13 protein-coding genes and 1 pseudogene are annotated in these 20,070 nt (G+C 66.4%); 11 read left to right on the top strand and 3 right to left on the bottom strand.

Features of this window, described 5'->3' with window-relative positions; all coding sequences use genetic code 11:
• Positions 1 to 30: 30 nt before the first annotated feature.
• Positions 31 to 918 (top strand): lipid kinase, encoded by an 888-nt coding sequence (locus SCD90_RS02675; protein WP_319843069.1) that lies wholly within the window; start codon positions 31 to 33, stop codon positions 916 to 918.
• 15 nt (positions 919 to 933) lie between these two features.
• Here SCD90_RS02675 and SCD90_RS02670 read toward each other — a convergent pair whose 3' ends face one another.
• A complete protein-coding gene (locus SCD90_RS02670) occupies positions 934 to 1,662 on the bottom strand; it encodes an aspartate/glutamate racemase family protein (protein ID WP_319843068.1) in 729 nt (242 codons plus the stop codon).
• A gap of 240 nt (positions 1,663 to 1,902) precedes the next feature.
• Here SCD90_RS02670 and SCD90_RS02665 point away from each other — a divergent pair, with 240 nt between their 5' ends.
• The 4 genes and pseudogenes from SCD90_RS02665 to SCD90_RS02650 all read left to right on the top strand — a co-directional run bounded on the left by SCD90_RS02665 (position 1,903) and on the right by SCD90_RS02650 (position 6,404).
• Positions 1,903 to 2,751 carry a bifunctional allantoicase/(S)-ureidoglycine aminohydrolase gene (locus SCD90_RS02665; RefSeq protein ID WP_319843067.1) on the top strand — a complete coding sequence of 283 codons (849 nt, stop codon included), beginning with the start codon at positions 1,903 to 1,905 and terminating at the stop codon, positions 2,749 to 2,751.
• Positions 2,748 to 3,245 (top strand): ureidoglycolate lyase, encoded by a 498-nt coding sequence (locus SCD90_RS02660; RefSeq protein WP_319843066.1) that lies wholly within the window; start codon positions 2,748 to 2,750, stop codon positions 3,243 to 3,245. Before SCD90_RS02665 ends, SCD90_RS02660 begins: the two co-directional genes overlap by 4 nt.
• Positions 3,246 to 3,387: 142 nt before the next feature.
• Positions 3,388 to 5,100, top strand: a pseudogene (locus tag SCD90_RS16705) (type I secretion system permease/ATPase).
• Positions 5,097 to 6,404 (top strand): HlyD family type I secretion periplasmic adaptor subunit, encoded by a 1,308-nt coding sequence (locus SCD90_RS02650; protein WP_319843065.1) that lies wholly within the window; start codon positions 5,097 to 5,099, stop codon positions 6,402 to 6,404. Before SCD90_RS16705 ends, SCD90_RS02650 begins: the two are co-directional and overlap by 4 nt.
• Here the strand turns inward: SCD90_RS02650 and SCD90_RS02645 are convergent.
• Entirely contained in the window at positions 6,358 to 7,272 is a 915-nt protein-coding gene (locus SCD90_RS02645) for a LysR substrate-binding domain-containing protein (protein ID WP_319843064.1), read from the bottom strand. The genes SCD90_RS02650 and SCD90_RS02645 overlap by 47 nt on opposite strands.
• Before the next feature lie 255 nt (positions 7,273 to 7,527).
• Between SCD90_RS02645 and SCD90_RS02640 the strand changes: the two genes are divergently transcribed.
• Positions 7,528 to 12,936: a cadherin-like domain-containing protein gene (locus SCD90_RS02640; RefSeq protein ID WP_319843063.1), complete on the top strand. Its 5,409-nt coding sequence runs from the start codon at positions 7,528 to 7,530 to the stop codon at positions 12,934 to 12,936.
• A gap of 86 nt (positions 12,937 to 13,022) precedes the next feature.
• Here the strand turns inward: SCD90_RS02640 and SCD90_RS02635 are convergent, their stop codons facing one another.
• Positions 13,023 to 13,823, bottom strand: a complete 801-nt coding sequence (locus SCD90_RS02635; RefSeq protein ID WP_319843062.1) for a DUF2189 domain-containing protein — start codon at positions 13,821 to 13,823, stop codon at positions 13,023 to 13,025.
• Positions 13,824 to 14,084: 261 nt separating this feature from the next.
• Between SCD90_RS02635 and SCD90_RS02630 the strand changes: the two genes are divergently transcribed.
• Genes SCD90_RS02630 through SCD90_RS02610 form a run of 5 tightly spaced genes read left to right on the top strand, consistent with a single transcriptional unit; the run spans position 14,085 to position 20,063 of the window.
• Positions 14,085 to 16,004 (top strand): methyl-accepting chemotaxis protein, encoded by a 1,920-nt coding sequence (locus SCD90_RS02630; RefSeq protein ID WP_319843061.1) that lies wholly within the window; start codon positions 14,085 to 14,087, stop codon positions 16,002 to 16,004.
• Positions 15,997 to 17,508: a chemotaxis protein CheW gene (locus SCD90_RS02625; protein ID WP_319843060.1), complete on the top strand. Its 1,512-nt coding sequence runs from the start codon at positions 15,997 to 15,999 to the stop codon at positions 17,506 to 17,508. The genes SCD90_RS02630 and SCD90_RS02625 overlap by 8 nt, the downstream gene beginning before the upstream one ends.
• Positions 17,505 to 18,599, top strand: a complete 1,095-nt coding sequence (gene cheB, locus SCD90_RS02620; RefSeq protein WP_319843059.1) for a chemotaxis-specific protein-glutamate methyltransferase CheB — start codon at positions 17,505 to 17,507, stop codon at positions 18,597 to 18,599. Before SCD90_RS02625 ends, cheB begins: the two co-directional genes overlap by 4 nt.
• A complete protein-coding gene (locus tag SCD90_RS02615) occupies positions 18,590 to 19,222 on the top strand; it encodes a HEAT repeat domain-containing protein (RefSeq protein ID WP_319843058.1) in 633 nt (210 codons plus the stop codon). The genes cheB and SCD90_RS02615 overlap by 10 nt, the downstream gene beginning before the upstream one ends.
• The gene (locus SCD90_RS02610; protein WP_319843057.1) at positions 19,215 to 20,063 is read left to right on the top strand and encodes a CheR family methyltransferase; all 849 of its coding nucleotides are present in this window, start codon (positions 19,215 to 19,217) and stop codon (positions 20,061 to 20,063) included. Before SCD90_RS02615 ends, SCD90_RS02610 begins: the two co-directional genes overlap by 8 nt.
• Positions 20,064 to 20,070: the final 7 nt, after the last annotated feature.

Genomic DNA, 20,070 nt, shown 5'->3' with positions numbered 1-20,070 from the left:
CCGCGAATATCCCGCGTCAGGATTCCCGCCGTGCACCCCCAAGCTTTTCGACGCCGTGCCCTCCTGCTGGTGAACAAGAAGGCCCGGAGCGGCACCGCCCGGGTCCAGGACGCGCTCGACGTTCTCACCGCGAGCGGCGTGGATCTGGTGGAGCCGGCGGGCCTGTGCACCCGGGAGGATCTTGATCGGTGCATCCGGGACAACGCGAGCGGCGTCGATCTCGTGGTTGCGGGCGGAGGCGACGGAACCATGAATGCAGCCGCGGGTGCCATTCGCGACACCGGATTGCCGCTCGGCATACTGCCTCTGGGCACGGCGAACGATCTGGCGCGCAGCCTGTCCATTCCGGTGAACCCGGTGGAGGCAGCGCGGGTCATCACTGCGGGCGCTGTCCGGCGGCTCGACCTCGGCAACGTCAACGGTCACCCGTTCCTCAATGTTGCGAGCATCGGCTTCAGCGTGAACCTTGCCCGCCAGCTGACGAGCGAGGCGAAGAAGCGCTTCGGGGTGCTGGGCTATGCCGCCGCCGCAAGCCGCATCCTTTCGCAGAGCCGGCCCTTCACCGCTTTTATCGACCATGACGGTACGGTCGAGGAGGTCCGCACCATGCAGATGTCGGTCGGCAATGGCCGGTTCTACGGCGGCGGCATGACGGTCGAGAGTTCCGCCACGCCATTCGACGGGCGGCTCGACTTCTACAGCCTCGAAGTGGAGCATTGGTGGCAGCTGGTGCGGCTGGCCCCGGCCTTGCGGCGCGGTACGCACGGGCAGCATGCCAGCGTGCGCGCATTCGGCACTACGGAACTGACGATCCGCACACGGCGTCCCCACCTCGTGAACACCGATGGTGAACTGCTGACCTCGACGCCGGCACACTTCACGATCAGCCGCGCCGCTCTGCCGGTCTTCGTGCCTTAGCTGGAACGCCGAAGACTATTTCGGCGAGTTGGCGGCGAAGATCCCGGAATAGGCTTTGGGGCGTGGCGCCGCATAGCCGCCGGCTTTCGATGTACGCAAGCCAAGCTGCACCAGCCCCTCGGCCAGCTTTACCGCGCAGGAGACGCCGTCCAGCACCGGCACACCATGTTCGCGCGACAGGCGCTCCGCGAGATCCGTCATGCCGGCGCAGCCAAGCACGATGGCATCCGCATGGTCTTCCTTGATGGCCCGCCCGATCTCCGCCGAAATCGTGGAGCAGGCATCGGAGCCCGGACGCTCGAGTTCGAGGACCGCGATCTCCGAGGCCCGAACCCGTCCGCACCGCACCGACAGCCCGTAATGGACAAGATTGGCCTCTATTGCCGGGATCGAGACGGCGAGCGTGGTCACCACGCTGAAGCGTCCCGCCAGAAGGCTGGCCATGTGGAAGGCGGCTTCCCCTATGCCAATGACGGGAGCGGACGTCGCGGTGCGGGCGGCGTGGAGGCCGGTGTCGTCGAAGCAGGCGATGACATAGGCATCATAGTCTGGATTCTTCTGGATGCAGCCGATGAGGCCGGGGATCGAGAACACCTCGTCGAAATAGCCTTCGATGCTGGGCGGCCCGTCCTCGGGATTGACCGCGAGGACATCCGTTCCCGGCGCCGCCGCCTTGCGCGCAGCCTCGCCGATCTTCCGCGTCATCGAGGCTGTGGTGTTGGGGTTGATGACCAGTATGCGCATGCGCCGTTCCATGAACTCACTCGATGATCTTCCGCAAGTCTATCCACCTAGCCGGCGCTGGGACACTGCGGAGTGGAGTCGGGCTTCCAGTCTCCGGCCCGCATACGATCTCTGCGCCCGCAAGCCGTTGAAGCGGTTTTCGGCAGAATTGCTGAATGGACACAGCGCTCTGCACGTATCATCAGATAGCTTGGGTGCTTGGCACCGAAGGTTCCGCAAAGCGACGCATCTGGAGAGGCAATGAACATCCGGTCCTACCATGAGGCTTGCGGCGGCCTGCCCCGCCAGACCGAGCTGATGACAGGCCGCGCGGTCTTCACGGAAGCCTATGCCTTCCTCCCCAAAGGCGTGATGCGCGACATCGTGACCAGCATGCTGCCGTTCTGGGAAGGGACGCGCCTGTGGGTGCTCGCCCGGCCGATGTCGGGCTTCTCCGAGACCTTCTCGCAATATCTCATGGAGGTGTCGCCGGGTGGCGGCAGCGACAGGCCGGAAGCCGATACAGGCGCGGAGAGCGTGCTCTTCGTCGTTTGCGGCGAGATCACCCTCTCGGTGGACGGCGAGAGCCGCCAACTCGGGGGCGGAGGCTTTGTCTATCTGCCTCCGGGCAAGGATTGGACATTGTGGAACCGTGGCGACACGAACGCCCGCTTTCACTGGATCCGGAAGCTGTATCAGCCGGTGCCCGGACTTGATGCCCCCGACGTGCTCTTCAGCCATGACAGCGAGGTGGAGCCCGCAGGCATGCCCGACACCGAAGGCGGATGGGCAACCACCCGTTTTGTCGATCCGGCGGACCTGCGCCACGACATGCACGTGACCATCGTCACCCTGCAGCCGGGCGCGACCATCCCCTTCGAGGAGACCCATGTCATGGAGCACGGCCTTTTCGTGCTGGAGGGCAAGGCCGTCTACAAGCTGAACAGGGACTGGGTGGAGGTGGAGGCCGGCGACTTCATGTGGCTGCGCGCCTTCTGCCCGCAGGCCTGCTACGCCGGCGGGCCCGGCCCGTTCCGGTACCTGCTCTACAAGGACGTGAACCGGCACATGAACCTGAGGCTGGGCGCGCATGCGGGGCTCGGGCGGTGAGCCGAACGATCACGGCCCGGGCGCTGACGCGCAAAGCCTTTGCGCCGTTTGGCGATGTCATCGACAAGCCGAACTATCCCGGACGCATCCCCATCAACGGGGGCCGCGCACGACGGCTTCCGCCGATGGCCGAGGCCGTGGCGGCAGGGGAAGGTGGTGGGGTTTTCATCAGCCTTGTCGAGGGCGACCCCTACGCGCTCCCTCTGAAGCTGGATCTGGTGGAGCGTCATCCGCTCGGCAGCCAGGCCTTCATCCCGCTGACGGCCGAACCTTTCCTTGTCATCGTCTGCCCCGATGAGAACGGCCGACCCGGCACGCCGCAGGCCTTCCTTACCGCGCCTTGGCAGGGGATCAACTATCATCGGAACACATGGCATGGCGTCCTGGCGCCGCTGGGCCAGCCACAGGATTTCATCGTGGTCGACCGTGGCGGACCCGGTGTGAACCTTGAGGAATGGACGTTCGACGAACCCTGGACGGTGCTTCCGGGATAAACGGTCCGGCGCGGCCATGTCGTCCGGCCGTCATCCAGGCAACACGCGGCTGTAATGCGGCGCGGCCAATGTGCCGCCAATTCGGCGAAGCCGCACAATGCCGGCTTCGCCCCTACCGCGTTTGTCAGCCGGGACGAAGTACATGTCCGCAACGCCGCCGAAACCACGGCAGGACCAGCCGGCGGTTGTCGTTGCGCTGAGGTCCTGTCGAGGCGTTTTCATCGCCGTCGGGCTCTTCAGCTGCGTCATCAACCTTTTGATGCTGACCGGCCCGTTCTTCATGCTGCAGGTCTATGACCGCGTGCTGGCCAGCGGCAGCGTGCCGACCCTTGCCGTGCTGCTCGGCCTCGCCGCCATGCTCTACGTCATCCAGGGCGCGCTGGACCTTGTGCGCAGCCGCATCCTCGTGAGGCTGGGCGAGCGGCTGGACCTGCAATTGCGCGGGCCGATCTTCGACATGATGACCTCGCTCACGATGAGCGGGCGGCGCGAGGGCGACGGCCAGCAGCCGATCCGCGACCTCGACGGCCTGCGCCAGTTCCTCGGCGGTCAGGGGCCGATCACGATCTTCGACCTGCCCTGGATGCCGCTGTATCTCGCGCTGATCTTCATCTTCCATGTCTGGCTGGGCGCGGTGGCGCTCGGCGGTTGCATCGTGCTGTGCATCCTGACCCTCATCACCGAGATGCGCACCCGCAACCCCACGCGTGCGGCCTCGCAGAAATCCTCCGCGCGGAATGCGGTCTCGGAAACCTGCCGCCGCAATGTGGAGCCGCTGTCGGCAATGGGCATGATGCCAGCATTGCGCGAGCGCTGGGTGCAGGCTCATGGCGGATATCTGCAGGAGAACCAGCGCACCATCGATGCCGCAGGCGGCATCGGCGCGGCGGCCAAGGTGTTCCGCTTCTTCCTGCAATCCTTGATGCTCGCGGTGGGCGCCTATCTCGCCATCCTGCAGGAGATCTCGCCGGGCGTGATGATCGCGAGCTCCATCCTGTCGTAGCGCGCGCTGGCGCCGGTGGAGCTTGCCATCGCCAACTGGCGCGGCTTCGTCGGTGCCCGGCAGAGCTATCGCCGCCTTGCCGCGCCCGGCGCGGATGCGGCCCGCGCCGCTCCCATGCCGCTGCCGAAGCCGCACAAGATCCTCGAAGTCGACAATCTCTCGGTGCTGCCGCCCGGGCAGACGCGGCCGACCCTGGCCGGCATCACGTTCGAGGCGACGGCCGGAGCGGCCGTCGGCGTCATCGGCGCCAGCGGTTCGGGCAAATCGACATTGGCCCGCGGCCTTGTCGGCGTCTGGACGGGAAGCCGGGGCGGCGTGCGGCTCGACGGCGCCACCTTCGACCAGTGGGACCGCGCCGCGCTTGGCCCCCACATCGGCTACCTTCCGCAGGACATCGAGCTGTTCGACGGCACCATCGCCGAGAACATCAGCCGCTTTCAGCCCGACGCCACGCCGGAGAAGATATTGGCCGCGACCGAGCGGGCGGGCATCCACGACATGATCGTCCGCTTCCCCGGCGGCTACGACACACGCATCGGGGAGGCCGGTCACGCGCTCTCCGCCGGCCAGCGTCAGCGCGTGGCGCTTGCCCGCGCTCTGTATGGCGACCCGTTCCTGATCGTGCTCGACGAGCCGAACTCCAACCTCGATGCCGATGGCGAGGCGGCGCTGACCCATGCCATCCGCTCGGCGCGGCAGGCGGGCAGCATCGTCATCGTCGTCGCGCACCGGCCCAGCGCCCTTGCGGCCGTGGACCTCGTCCTAGTGCTGGCCGAGGGACGGCAGCAGACATTCGGCGCCAAGGAAGAGGTGCTTGGCCGCGTCCTCAAGCAGCCGGCGGCCGTCGCATGATCAACACCGCGCACGAGGTCGAGAACAGCCGCACCATCCGCCGCCATGTGGTGGCCGGTGTGGTCATCACCGCTGTCCTGTTCGGAGGCTTCGGAAGCTGGGCAGCTCTTGCCTCGCTCAGCGGCGCCGTCATCGCGTCCGGGACGGTTGTTGTCGAGGGCAATGCGAAGCGCGTTCAGCATCCCGAAGGCGGCGTCGTCGGGGCCATCCTCGTGAGGGACGGGCAGGCGGTCGCGGCCGGTGAGCTCGTGCTCCGGCTGGACGAGACGATCACCCGCGCAAATCTCACCGTGGTCGAGACGCAGTTGGCGGAACTGGAAGCGCGGCGCGCACGCCTCATTGCAGAGCGTGACGGGCAGGAGGCCATGGCCGAGACCGCCTCGCAGAACGAGGCAGACGCCTTGCTCGCCGCAGCCTCCGCCGGCGAGGCCAGCCTCTTCCGCTCCCGGCGGGAGGGGCGGCTAGGCCAGATCGCGCAGCTTCGCGAGCGCACCGCGCAGCTTGATGAGGAGGCGCGCGGTCTCTCCGCGCAGATCTCAGCCAAGGACGGCGAGTTGCGCCTGATCGGGCTCGAGCTCATGGATGTCTCCGGACTTCAGAAGCAGGGGCTGGTGCCCCTCACCCGCTTGCGAACCCTTCAGCGGGAGCAGACGCGCCTCAACGGCGAGCGCGGCCAGCTGCAGGCCGATCTTGCGCGCTCGAAGGGACGGATCACCGAGACGAACCTGCAGATCCTGCAGATCGACCAGGATTTCCGCACGGAGGTCATCGAGCATCTGCGCGAGGCCGAGGCCAAATGGGGCGAGCTCGTGCAGAAGAAGATCGCGTCCAGCGAACAGCTTCAGCGCGTCGAACTGCGGGCCCCTATCGCCGGCATCGTCCACCAGCTTTCCGCGCACACCGTGGGCGGCGTCATAGGTCCGTCCGAGACGGTGATGATGATCGTGCCGAACGCCGAGAAGCTGACGGTGGATGGCAAGGTGAAGCCGGCGGATATCGACCAGCTGCACACGGGGCAGACGGCAAAGGTGCGGCTTGCAGCCTTCAACCAGCGCACCACGCCGGAGGTGATGGGGCAGGTCACCCGCATCTCGGCGGATCTTATCCAGGAGAAGGAAACAGGCCTCAGCTATTACACCATACGGGTGGCTCTCGCCCCCGAGGAGATGCAGAAGCTGGGCGATCTCGTCCTGCTGCCCGGCATGCCGGCGGAGATCTATGTCCAGACCGGCGACCGCACGGCGATGAACTACATCGTCAAGCCGCTTCGGGACCAGCTGGAGAACGCGCTGCGCGAGGACTAATGGACCCGTAGAGATCAGCGGCGCTCTCGAAGAAGTCCCGCACCAGCGGCAGCCTGCGGCGCTCTGCCAGGCAGGTCACATATTCGATGAGGAGGATGTCCGCGTCCAGGATCGGCAGGAAGTGCAGCCGGCTGTCATGGCCGAACTCGATGTCGGCGCTGATGCCGATGCCGAAGCCTGCCGCGGCCGCCTCGCGCACGCCCTCCTGCGTGGACACCTCCATGATCTGGCCGAGGCCGACATCATGCTGCGCGAGGTTCTCCTCGAACACGGCGCGGGTGCGTGAGCCGCGCTCGCGCATGACGAAGGGCTGATCCTGCAGATCCTTCATCACCAGATGGTCGCGGCCGGTCCATTGGTGATCACGGCTGACGAATGCGCCCATGCGGCTCTCCAGCAAGGGTTCGAGGTGCAGGCGCGGGTCGGCGGCCAGGCAGGCGGTGACGCCGACATCCGCGCGATATTCCAGCAGATGGGCAATGACCCGCTCGGAATTGGCCACCGCCAGCGAGAAGGTGAGGCGGGGGCGCTTGCCGTTGAGGTGGCGGATGATCGGCACCGAATGAAAGGCGCCGTCGGCAACCACCCGCAGATGGCCACCCAGCCGGTTCATGTCGTCCTTGAGCAGGGTCCGGGCCTCCGCTTCCGCCTCGAACAGGCGGCGCGTGACTTCGAACAGGGCTTCGCCCTCGGCGGTCAGTTCCACGCCCCGCTGGCGGCGTTCGAACAGGGTGGTGCCGGACAGCTGTTCCAACTGCCGCACCTGCCCCGAAAGGGTGGGCTGGCTGATCGCAATCTCGCGGGCGGCCTGCGAGAAACCGCCGGCCGTCGCGACGCTGTGAAAAGCTCGAAGCTGAGCAATCGACATCGGCGCCTCGCCTGTAGGAGGCGCTTCGATAGTCGGCGGCCGCTACGTGATTGTGACGCCGCACCCATCGGCTCAGCCGATGGCCCGGGTGGATTCTTTGTATAGGGCGCGCTCCCGGCGTTTTAACGAGCCGTCATGATCGAGGGTTAATCGTCCAACTGCCCGGACGAGCACTGCCCCGGTAGCAAAAGTTTCTATTCCTGGCCGCATTCCGAAGTAGACCTTCGGGATAGACGGCAAGCAAGGACGCGCGACATGCCGATAATTGCCGAACCTATTCTCGATTCCATGGTGAAGCGCGGAAGCGACAACCGGATCATCGATCTTGATCAAGTATTCGATGGTGCCGGTCTGTCCTACACCGTTGTCAGCAGCGATCCTTCGGTTGCGGCCGTGACCCTCAACGGCAGCCAGCTGACCGTCGATTTCCTCGAGACGCTCGGTCACTCCGACCTGAAGATCATCGCGAAGGATGCCCTCGGCGTCTCCACGACCGAGAACGTCCGCGTCCGCGTGACCGGCGAGAACGCCTATACGATCGCGGTGCTGCCGGACACGCAGGACTACACCAATGCGGCGAAGGTCGGCATCTTCAAGAACATGACCAACTGGCTGGTCGACAACAAAGAAAGCCAGAACATCCAGTTCGTCGTGCATGTCGGCGACATCACCACGAACAACAGCGACACGGCCCATTGGCCTTTCGCCGAGGAGGCCCTGCGCATCCTGGACGGAAAGATCCCCTACTCGCTGCTGCCGGGCAACCACGACCAGAACCAGGGCAACGCCCACAACCATTCGACGGACCCGCTGGACATCCGCTTCTCGCCGGAGAAGCAGGCCGCGACGAGCCCCACCTTCGGCGGCGTCTACGACCAGGAGCCCACCCGCAGCGCCAACACCTACCACACCTTCACGGCGCCGGACGGCACCAAGTGGCTGGTGCTGAGCCTCGAATTCGGCCCGCGCGATGACGTGCTTCGCTGGGCCGGCGAGGTGCTGGAAGACCATCTCGACCATCAGGTCATCCTGGCCAACCATTCCTACATGAACTGGGCCGGGCGCCACGACGCCACCGGCGCGCCGCTTTATGACGAGGGCGCCGGCTACGACTACCGCATGGGCGAGAGCGCGGAAGGCGCGAACGACGGCGAGACCATGTACCGCGAGCTGGTGCAGAAGTACTCGAACATCGCCTTCACCTTCTCGGGCCACATCTTCGGCGACGCCGCCGAGACGCTCGTGAGCTATGACCAGTTCGGCAATCCGGTCCATCAGATGATGGTGAACTACCAGAACGGCGTGGCCGGCGAGATCACTAGTGGCGGTGGTATGGGCAGCGGCAGCAATGGCGGCAACGGCGCCATCCGCCTCGTCACGGTCGATCCCGACAACAAGGCCGTCTACACCTCGACCTACTTCACCGAGCTCGACGACTATCTCGACACGCCGCGCGGCGATGGCGAGCTGGACCGCGACGGCCTGACAGGCCCTTATCGCGGCCATCAGGAGACCTTCGAGAACCTCGACCTAACGACGCCCGACCTCGTTGCCATCGCCAAGGCCGGCAACGACAAGTTCGTCACGGCCGAAGCCGGTCAGGACAAGGCGGCTGTCCCGCTCGACGGTGACTGGACGCTGAACCCCGGCGAGGACGATGACCTGTCCTACAGCTGGACGGATCGCGACGGAAACGTGGTTTCCACCGAGGCCAAGCCGACGGTGCAACTCGGTGCCGGCTATCACGATCTGACGCTGACCGTGACGGACGGCGAAGGCCGCGTATCGACCGACAAGGTGGCGGTGGTTGTCTCGACCGAGAACACGCTGCTCGTCGACAACTTCAACGACGGCAATGCTGCCGGCTGGTCGGTCAAGCCCGCACCCGCCATCGCCACGAACACCGGCTCGGCATCAGGCTTCAACCTGCCGGCGCTCCCGGGCGGCGATGCCAATGTGACCTACATCCCCAAGCTCGGCCCCACGCAGGGCATCAAGGTGGTCGCGGGCGAGCCCCTTCCGGAGGGCGCGAACGTCGTCACGTCCTATTCGCTCGTCTATGACGTGCTGATCCAGCCGGGCGTTGCGAGCTACTTCTCGTTCCTGCAGACCGACATCACCAACAAGAGCGATCAGGATCTTGCGCTGAAGACCCGTTCCGCCACGGAAGGCGGCATCGGCATCAACAGCGATTACGAAGGGACGGTGAAGTACGGCCAGTGGCACCGCGTCGCCTTCACGCTGCAGGACCAGGGCACCAGCACGCTGATCACCAAGTACATCGACGGCGTCAATGTTGGCACCACCACGCAGAGCGGTGGCAATCACGGCCGTTACGCCATCGACCTCAACAAGGGCATCCTGCTCTTCGCCGACGAGAGCAACGAGACGGCGAACGGCTACGCCTCCAGCGTCCTGTTCACCGACAAGGTGTTCACCGATGCCGAGATCGCGGCGCTCGGCGGTCCGAAGGCCGGCGGCATCGTCGCCACCCAGCCGTCTGAGCGTTCGGTCCAGGTCAATTTCAGCAAGCCCGATTTCGCCGACGATTTCGGCAATGCCAAGGTGACGAGCGAAGTCATCGGCGGCGCGGCCGGCAGCGGCACCGGCAGCTTCATCGTCAAGGGAACGGCCGCCTCTCGCGACACTGTCGAGGACGGTCAGGCTGCTCTTGAAGGTCGCCTGTTCGACCAGAGCGATGCCGGCAACAACGTCCTGCTGTGGGGCGATGCCGCGGCGAAGTCGTGGTCCAACTACCACTTCGAGACCACGATCAAGACCACCGACAATGATGGCGTCGGCGTCGTGTTCTACTACCAGGACGACAAGAACCATTACCGCGTTGCGCTCGATGCCGAGACCAATACGCGCTCGCTGGTGAAGGTCGTGAACGGCGTGGAGACGGTGCTGGCCAAGGAGAATGGCGGCACCCCCTGGAGCCGTGACTTCCAGCTCGAGGTTGCTGTCGCCGGAAACGAGATCAACGTCTTCATCGACGGCTCCAGCGTGTTCGGCTCGGTCAAGGACGCGAACCCGCTGACGGGCGGTACGATCGGCCTGTACTCGAACAACCAGCGCAGCTCGCAGTTCGACAATGTGGTCGTCAACAAGGTGGCGCTCACCGCGCATGCCGGCGACGATGTCCGCTCGCTCGACCTTGACGGCGACGGCAAGGTCACGGTCGCGCTCGATGCGGAAGGCACCTTCGGCCTGTCCAACATCACCAGCTATGTGTGGAAGAATGCCGACGGCAAAGTGGTTGCCGAGGGCAAGACGGCCAATGTCACGCTGGATGCCGGCAGCCACAAGCTGACGCTGACGGTGACGGACAGCGCCGGCAAGACGGCCACCGACACGGTGCTCGTCGAAGCCGTCGCCAAGGACAAGGTGCTGATGTCCGAGAGCTTCGGCTCGGCGGCTTCTCTGGCGAACTGGACGATCGTCGACGAGGGCGAGATGGGCGGCGTGGGCCCGAACGGCACCGCGTCCCAGTGGGAGCTTCGCGACGGCAAATACGTCCAGCTGTCGGACCTCGCCAGCCGCCAGCTGACCTGGAGCGGCGCCTCGAACTCCGATCCGTGGAAGACGGGCTGGAGCCCCCTGGGCGACGGCGTCAATGTGCTGCGCAAGGGCACCTACGCCCTGTACAACGATGCGGAAGCAAAGGAATGGAGCGACTACTCGGTCGAAACGACCATCCAGACCCCCGACAATGGTGCTCTCGGCGTGCTCGTCTACTATCAGGACGCCAAGAACTACTACAAGGTCGAGCTCGACGCGAACGGTGACTACGACCGTACTCCGGGCAACGGTGCGGGCAGCCTGTTCCAGCTGATCCAGGTCAAGGACGGCGTGGAAAGCTACCTCAACCAGTTCCCGGCCAAGTACACGCCGGGCCAGGCCTTCGATCTGCGCGTGGACGTCCTCGACGACAAGATCCAGGCCTATGTGAACGGCGAGCAGCTGTTCGCCTACGCCATCGAGAGCCATGCCCAGACCAAGGGCACGGTCGGCCTGTACTCCTGGGGCAGCGCCGGCGTGTCCTTCGATGACGTGACGGTGGTGTCGCTGGCGGAAGAGGACGCGGGCCCCGGCCCGCAGCCCGGCACCAACACGCCGCCGGTCGCTGTGGCCGATGAGGGCCTGTCCACCATCAAGGGCGCGGCCATCACCGTTGCCGCGGCCTTCCTTCTTGCCAACGACACGGACGCCAATGCCGGCGACGTGCTCTCCATCGCTTCGGTGCAGAGCGCGACCAACGGCACGGTGACCCTCGATGCCGATGGCAATGTGGTGTTCACGCCGACTGCCGGCTTCGTCGGCAAGGGCTCGTTCACCTACACCATCAGCGACGGCAAGGGCGGCACCGCCACCGCCACAGTCGGCGTGGATGTCGGCGCCGGCGCCAACGTGTCCCCGGTGACGGCTCAGGACCGCCTCGTCGGCCTTGAGAACAAGCCGTTGACGGTCTCGGCCTCGACCCTGCTGGCCAATGATCGCGACGCGGACGGCGACACGCTGAGCCTCGTCTCGGTCCAGAACGGCACCGGCGGCACGGTGGCGCTTGTCAACGGCAAGGTGGTGTTCACACCCACCGCCGGCTTCAGCGGAGACGCCCAGTTCACCTACACCGTCTCCGACGGAAAGGGTGGCCAGGCGCAGGGCACGGTCTCCGTCGCGGTCAAGGCACAGCCGAACCGCGCTCCGGTCGCTGCCAATGACACCGTCTCCACGAAGGCCGGCATTGCCGCCACCATCGCGGTCGCGGCGCTGCTGGCCAACGACACCGATGCCGATGCCGACACCCTGTCGGTGACGGCGGTGAGCGGAGCGGTCAACGGCACCGTCTCCCTGGCCGACGGCAAGGTGGTGTTCACCCCCACCGCCGGCTTCAGCGGCGAGGGGTCCTTCACCTACACCGTGTCGGACGGACAGGGCGGCACCTCCACCGCAAAGGTGGTCGTGAACGTCGCGCCGCAGGATGCGCATGAAGGCTGGACGAAGGGCACCACGGGCGACGACGCCCTGAAGGGCTCCATCTTCAAGGCCAACAGCATCTTCGGCGATGCCGGAAACGACACCATCCGGGGCGGCTTCCGGGCCGACCGGCTGGATGGCGGCGACGGCAATGACGAGATCAATGGTGGCTTCGGCGACGACGTCATCAACGGTGATGCGGGCGACGACCTCCTCAACGGCGGCAGTGGCAAGGACACTCTGAATGGCGGCGTGGGCGACGATGTGCTGAACGGCGGGATCGGAAACGACAAGCTGCCCGGTGGTGAAGGCAATGACGAGCTCTACGGCGGCATCGGCAACGACACCCTCGAGGGTGGCGCGGGCGACGACCTCCTGAACGGCGGTCTTGGCAATGACCGCCTGAACGGCGGCGAGGGCGACGACGTCCTCACCGGCGGTTTCCGCAACGACACCTTCGTGTTCTCCAAGAACTCGGGTGCCGACGTCATCACCGACTTCGGTCGTGGCCGCGACGTCATCGACCTCGCGGAACTGGACTTCGGCGATTTCGACGATGTCCGCTCCGCGACGACCCAGACGGAGGACGGGGTGATGATCAGCCTGGATGACGGCGACGACAACTTTGTCCTGCTGGAAGGCCTGAAGCTCACGAGCCTCGACGCCGACGACTTCCGTTTCGGTTGATCGGCGGCAAGGAGTCTGGGAGAGGGGGGCGGCTTCGCCCCCCTTTTTCGTTCACCGGGTCGGCCCGGCGCTCCGGACCTGCCTACCTAATCGGCGATGACGAGCCGCCTGTAGAGGTGCCAGGTCGCATGGCCAAGCACGGGCACCACCACGGCGAGGCCCATGAGGAACGGCAGTGATCCAAGGACCAGCAGGGCAGCAACGACCAGGCCCCACGCCGCCATGGGCAGTGGATTCGCGCGCACGGCCCTGAACGACGTGGCGACAGCCGGGGCTGCGCCGCCCTTGCGGTCCACGATGTAGGGCAGGGAGACGACGCTCACGGAAAACGCGACTGCGGCAAAGATGAAGCCGAGGGCGTTGCCGACCACGATCAGCGCCCATCCCTCGGATGTCGAGAAGATGGTGCGGAGAAGACCACCGAGGTCCTGCCCTTCGGCGCCGGGCAGCAGATACGTGAACAACGCGTGTGCGCAGATCAGCCAAAGCACGAAGATCGCTGTCAGGAGAATGGCGATCTGGATGATGGCCAAAGCCGCCGGTCCGCGCAGAACATCGAAGGCCCGGGTCCAGGGCACCCGCTCGCCCATCTGTTCCCGCCGGCTGATCTCGTAGAAGCCAAGGGCCGCGAGCGGGCCGACAAGGGCGAAGCCGCTGATCAGCGGGTAGAGGAGGTCCATCGCATTGCCGCCGGCGACGAAGAGCCCGAGCAGCATGCCGACGACGGGGTAGAGCACCGCAAGGAACACGTTGTGCGATGGGTGCTTGAGGAAATCGTTCCAGCCGTCCCGGAGGCTGTCCCTCAGATCCGGGATGCCGATGCGCCTGATTGCGGCATCCGGCCGGTCGGTGACCAGATGGTGGGGTGCGGTTTCGGCGTGTGACATGGTGCGGCCTCCGCCATATCGGCGTCCAGCTTGAGTTCGCACCTCTTCCTGATGTTATCCGCAGGCGGCGGAAATCAAGTCCCGGCCGGCCGTGTTCTGCGTGCGTGAATGCGCAAGGACGCTGACGGAATTGCCGTTCCGTCCTGCCGGAACGTTTCGCTTGGAGAAGCCACCGGCCTCAAATACTTTCCCGCATCGACTGTTCTTTCGAAACGCCCCATTCCTGTGGTCGCCTCGTCGAGATCCTCAGGCCGGAACGCTATGACCTTAGTCAAGACATCAAAGATCCTGAGCAAGAGGACCGGCGCTGCACCCTCGGAACCGTCGACGGCCGAGCCGGTCCAGCCGCCGGTCCGCAGCCGACGCCCGCCTGCCGGAGGCGGGGACAGGCTGGCGGGACGCATCGCGGCCGCGACCGAGGAACTGGCGAGCGGCATAGCGGAAGCCTCGGCCGCAGCCGAGGAACTGCGGCGCTCCATGGAGCAGATCGCCAGCGGCGCCGAGGAGGCGGCGGGCGCTTCGCAGGAGCAGCTCGCCGCGATGAATACCGTCGTCGCCAGCCTGTCCGAGTCCCGCGTGCAGGCGGAGGCATCGCGCCGCCGCACCGAGTCCGTGCAGATCGTCCTGGCGGAGACGGCGGTGCAGATCACCACCTCCGTCCGCGCGATCGAGCGCAATGCCGAGCGGCAGACCGCGTCCATCGCCATCATCAACGAACTGGATCGGCGCGCCCGCGATATCGGGGACATCACCCGCACGGTCAGCCGCATCTCCGACCAGACCAATCTTCTGGCGCTGAATGCCGCCATCGAGGCCGCGCGTGCCGGTGATCACGGGCGCGGATTCGCGGTCGTGGCCGAAGAGGTGCGGGCGCTGGCGGAGACCTCCGAGAAAAGCGCCCTCGAAGTTGGAGCGCTTGCCGACGGCATCCAGCGCGATGTGCGAGGCGTCGTCGTCGCCGTGAAGGATGCGGCGGATGCTGCGATCGCAGAGGCGAAGTCCGGCGCCGGAGTGATCGAGACGCTGGATGCGATGCGCAGCGACATGGAGCGTATCGCACGCGGCAGCGAGGAGACGCTGAACGCCTCCATCGAGGCCGAACGGGCGGCTTCGGAAGCGCAGCGCGGGGCCGAGCAGGTGGCCGGTGCCGCGGAGGAGCAGGCGTCCGCAGCGTCCGAAGCGCAGCTCGGCATCCAGCAGCAGGCCCAGTCGCTCGAGCAGGGGCAGGTCGCCGCGCAGGCATTGGCGGTGCTGGCCGAGACCCTGCACGCCGGCCGCGCCGAAGCCTCCGCCGCCGAGCAGATCGGAGCGACGGCAGAGGAGCTGTCCGCGACCATTCAGGAATTGTCGAGCGCGGCCAGCCAGATCATGGCTGCGGTGGAGCAGATAAACCGCGGCTCGCAGCAGCAGGCTGCCGCCACGCAGCAGACCTCGGCCGCGCTTGCGCAGATCGAGAAGAGCGCGGGTCTGTCCCGCAGCAACGCCAACGTTGCGACAGATCGCGTAACCCTGATGGAAGCTGCACTGCGCGAGAGCCGCAGCCTGGTCGAAAAGCTCATCGAGGGCGTGGACGGCGCGCGTGAGATGACGCGGACGAGCCTCGCGACCATCAGCGGCATCGAGACCGTCGGCCGCCGCATCGAGAAGGTGATCGATGCCATCAGCCTCATCATCGTCCAGACCAACATGCTGGCGGTGAGTGGGTCGGTGGAGGCGGCGAGGGCCGGGGATGCCGGGCGCGGCTTTGCCGTGGTCTCCGGAGACATCCGCACCCTTGCACGGGAAGCGTCCCAGAGCGTGGAAGTGGCCAAGGACACCGTGCGCAGCATCCTCGACGGAGCAGCCGGGTTGCGCCGTGATCTGGAAGCCGCCATCGCTGCAGCCGAGATCGAGGTGCAGAGCAACAGGGCGATCTTCGCAACGCTCGAGAGGATCGATGCCGAGGTCAACGCACTCGGCACCAACAGCCGGGCGATTCTCGACGGCATCGAGACGGTTCTCGAGGCTGTGGTGCAGACAGGAACCGGTGCCCGGCAGATCGCCTCGGCGGCAGAGGAGGCAAGTGCCGCCGCCCGGCAGGCCGCTACCGCGTCGACGCAGCAGGCGCGCGGCGCCGAGGATCTCGCCGCCGCGGTCGAGGAGATCGCGCTGCTGGCCGACGAGCTGAAGCAGAATGGCTGATCCGGCCTGGTCAGCGGGCCAAAAGGAGGCGCGGCGGTTCCTCACATTCCGCATAGGTGCGCGGCTGTACGCCTTGCCCTCGGAAGAGGTGGCCGAGATCGTGCGGGTGCCACCGGTCACACGTGTGCCGCACGGGCCGAGGGGCCTGCTCGGCGTCGCCAATCTGCGTGGCGCGGTGCTGCCGGTCGCAAGTGTCCGGGGTCTGCTGGGGCAGGATGAGAGCAGCGGTGCGGCGGCATCGCGCGCAATCGTCCTGATGGGAGCAGCCCCTGTGGTGCTCGCGGTCGATCATGTGGATGAACTGCTCAGCGTGGACGGGGCCCGTGTGGAGACCATGCAGGCGGAGCTGGGCGCCGAGCGTGGCGAAAGGCTGCGTGGCGCGTTCGAGGCCGGACAGGGGCGAGGCGTCGCCCGGATTCTCGACATCCAGGCACTTCTGGGTGCGGCTTTCACGCCTCGCTCACGGCCGCCGCGACAGGCCTCGGCACATGGCTCCGCAGGCGATGCACGGCAGAGCGAAGCCCCTGCGGACGTTGAGATGCTCGTCACCTTCGAGGTTGCGGGACAGGAATTCGGGCTTCCTCTCTCGGCGGTCGGGGAGATCGTCACCGCTCCACCTGCGACAGCCCTGATGCCGAAAGCCGAAGCGCTCGTTCTGGGTGTGGTGTCGTATCGCGGCGGGCTGCTGACACTCATGTCCCTTCGCGGATTGCTCGGTTTTCCCCTGGCGCCGGCGACCGGGGACGAGCGGGTCGTCGTGACCATCATTGGCGGCGTCCGGGTCGGGCTGGTGGCGGACCGGATGCGCGCCATCATCCCGGCCGATGTTTCGCGGATCGAACCCGTTCCGCCCGTTCTCGCCGCGCGGATCGGCGGCGAGGCGGCCATCAAGTCCATCTATCGTGGCGAGGAGGGAAAGCGGCTGGTCTCCATCCTCGCCCCCGAGCACCTGTTCCGGGAGGAGGTCATGCGGCGACTGAACGGCGGGGCCGAGCTGGAAGCTTCGGCGCCTTCCACCGGCACGGGTGCGGATCGCCGCTTTCTTGTCTTCCGCCTTGGCGATGATGAATTCGCGCTGCCGGTAGAGGCCGTCAACGAAGTCGCGCGGGTGCCGGATCAGATCACCCGCGTACCGAAGGCTCCGGCCTTCCTTGAGGGCATCGTCAATAGGCGCGGCGAGGTGCTGCCCGTCATCGACCAGAGGCGCCGCTTCGACATGCCGGAGCTTGCGGACGGGGCGATGCGACGCCTCGTGGTCATCAGCACCCAGCGCCTGAAAGCAGGCATCATCGTCGACAGCGTGACCGAGGTGCTGCGGAGTGAGGCGGATGCCATAGAGCCCGCGCCCGATCTCGCCGGGGAGACGACGCAACTGGTGCACGGCGTCATCACCCCCGGGGCCGGTCGGATGATCCTGTTGCTTGATCCGGCGGAGCTGCTGACGCGGGCTGAACAGGTGCTCCTCGACGACTTCGCAACGAGAGCGGAGCGGCTCGATCCTTGATCAAGATCCTCGTGGTGGACGATTCCGCACTTGTGCGGAAGCTGCTCGGCCAGGCCTTTGCAGTGGAACCGGACTTCCAGGTTGAATTCGCCCGCGACGGGCTGGAGGCGCTCGACCGGCTTACCGTGTTCGATCCCGACGTCGTGACGCTCGACGTCCACATGCCCAAGCTGGATGGCCTCGCCTGCCTCGACCGCATCATGGTCGAACGTCCGAAGCCGGTGATCATGGTGTCCCAACTCACCGCCGCCGGCGCGGAAGCGACGCTGGAGGCCCTACGGCTCGGCGCCGTCGATTTCGTCGCCAAGCCAACGGGTGCAGTCTCGCTGCGGATGGACGAGTTCGTGCCCCAGCTTGTCGCCAAGGTGCGCGCGGCCGCGGGGGCGAAGCTCAGGTCCAGCCTGCGCCTGAAGGAAAGGGTCCGGCACCGCATCGGGGGCGCGGCTCCCGCTATCGCCCGCAAGGCGGATGCGGAGCTCGTGACAGGCCCCAGCCTTGCGGCGGCGCAGGGGGATGGCCTTGTTCTGGTGGGCACGTCGACGGGCGGGCCGCCGGCACTGGAAGCCTTGCTGACCCGCCTCCCCGCAGGCTTCCCTTGGCCCATCCTCGTGGCGCAACATATGCCGGCAAGCTTCACGGGTGCGCTGGCCCGCCGTCTGGATGGATTGTGCGCGCTTAAGGTCGTCGAGGCTGGAGCACCCGTCCTGCTGGAGGCGGGCATGGTCTATATCGGCCGTGGCGAGGCCGACCTCATCGTGTCCACCCGGCCTGCCGGCCGGGTGGCCATGGCCGCGCCGCCCGAACGTGATTACCCTTGGCACCCGAGCGCCGATCGATTGGTGAGGACGGCCATGGAGCATCTCCCGGCAAGCCAACTCGTCGGCGTACTCATGACCGGCATGGGCAATGACGGTGCCGGAGCCATGGCCCGGCTGCGGGAACTGGGTGGACGCACCATCGCGGAGGCCGAGGAGACGGCGGTGGTCTGGGGCATGCCGGGCGAACTTGTGAAGGCCGGGGGAGCCGATTTCGTGGAGCCGTTGCCCTTGATTGCAGGGCGTCTGCAGCGCCTGGTGCCGAAATGCCCCTGATCCGCAAAGACCTTGCAGGCACACCTGAACCTGCGGCGATCCCGGAGGCGGACATCCTGTCGTCGCTCACGGCTCCAAGCGCTGAGGCGCGTTTCGCCGCTGCCCGTCGTGCAGCCGAACTGCCGGGCGGGATCGAGGCTCTTGGCCGGGCTCTCCCGGTGGAGCCGGATCCAAGGGTGCGGGAAGCGATCTTCACCGCGCTGTCCCGGGCGGGCCAGGCCGAAAACGCCGTGGCGGTGATGATCCCCTGCCTGCGCTCCGACGATGCCGGGCTGCGCGCGGGTGCGCTGGATGCCTTGCGCGCCATGCCTTCCGCGTGCCGCGTGCATCTGCCGCTGCTCCTCGGAGACCGCGATCCTGATGTGCGGCTCCTGGCCTGCGAATTGGCGCGTGGCCTGCCGGCGGACGAAGGCTCGCGCCTTCTGGCCGGGCTGCTCGACGACGAGCCGGAGGTCAATGTGTGTGCGGCGGCCGTGGAAGTGCTGGCGGAGATCGGTACGGCCGAGGCGCTGCCCGCGCTTCAGAGATGTGCGGCGCGTTTTCCGGAAGAGGCTTTTCTGGGCTTCTCGATAAAGGTCGCGGCCGACCGGATCGGCTCCGGGGACGGCGGGCCGCGTGGCTGAACAGCCCGTTTCTGAAGAGGAGTTCCGCAGGCTCTGCGAGTTCGTCTACCGCCGCACCGGAATGGTGTTCACCGAGAGCAAGCGATATTACGTCGAGCGGCGCATCTTCGACAGGATGAAGGCGGTCGGGGCCGCAAGCTTCGCCAGCTACTTCGCGCGGCTGCGCATCGATGCGGACGGCGAGGTGGAGCAGTTCATCAACGCCTTCACGGTGAACGAGACCTATTTCTATCGCGAGGACCACCAGCTCCGCTGCATGACCAGCGACCTGCTGGGCGAGAGGGTTCGGGCCAAGAGACCGGGCGACCCGATCCGCATCTGGTCCGTTCCGTGCTCCACCGGCGAGGAGCCCTATTCCATCGCGATGTGGCTGCTGGAGACCTGGCCCGAGGTGGATCGCCACGACATCGAGATACTGGGTTCGGACATCGACACGAAGGTGCTGAGGGCGGCTGAGCGGGGCGTGTACCGGCAGCGAGCCCTGATGCGGCTGACGTCCGCTCTGGTCGAACGCTACTTTCATGAACACGAAGGGGGAGACTGGCAGATCATCGACGATCTGCGCCAGTCCGTGCGGTTCTCGCCCGTGAACCTTGTCGAGCCTGCGGAGACGCGCGCCCACGGCCAGTTCGACATCATCTTCTGCCGAAACGTGCTGATCTACTTCGATGACGCCTCGCGGCGCGTGGCGGCCGAAAACCTGTTCGAGAACCTCAGGCCCGGAGGATTCATCTGCCTTGGCCATACGGAATCCATGAGCCGCATCTCGCCGCTCTTCGAGGTGCGCCGCTATGCGGATGCCATTGTCTACCAGCGACCACCGGAGGCTGCGCGTGGCTGACCCATCC

It is taken from the genome of Terrihabitans rhizophilus (assembly GCF_033898525.1).
Taxonomy (GTDB): domain Bacteria; phylum Pseudomonadota; class Alphaproteobacteria; order Rhizobiales; family Methylopilaceae; genus Flaviflagellibacter; species Flaviflagellibacter rhizophilus.
The sequence above is the reverse complement of the archived record's forward strand: the minus strand, read 5'-3'. Positions and strand labels throughout refer to the sequence as shown.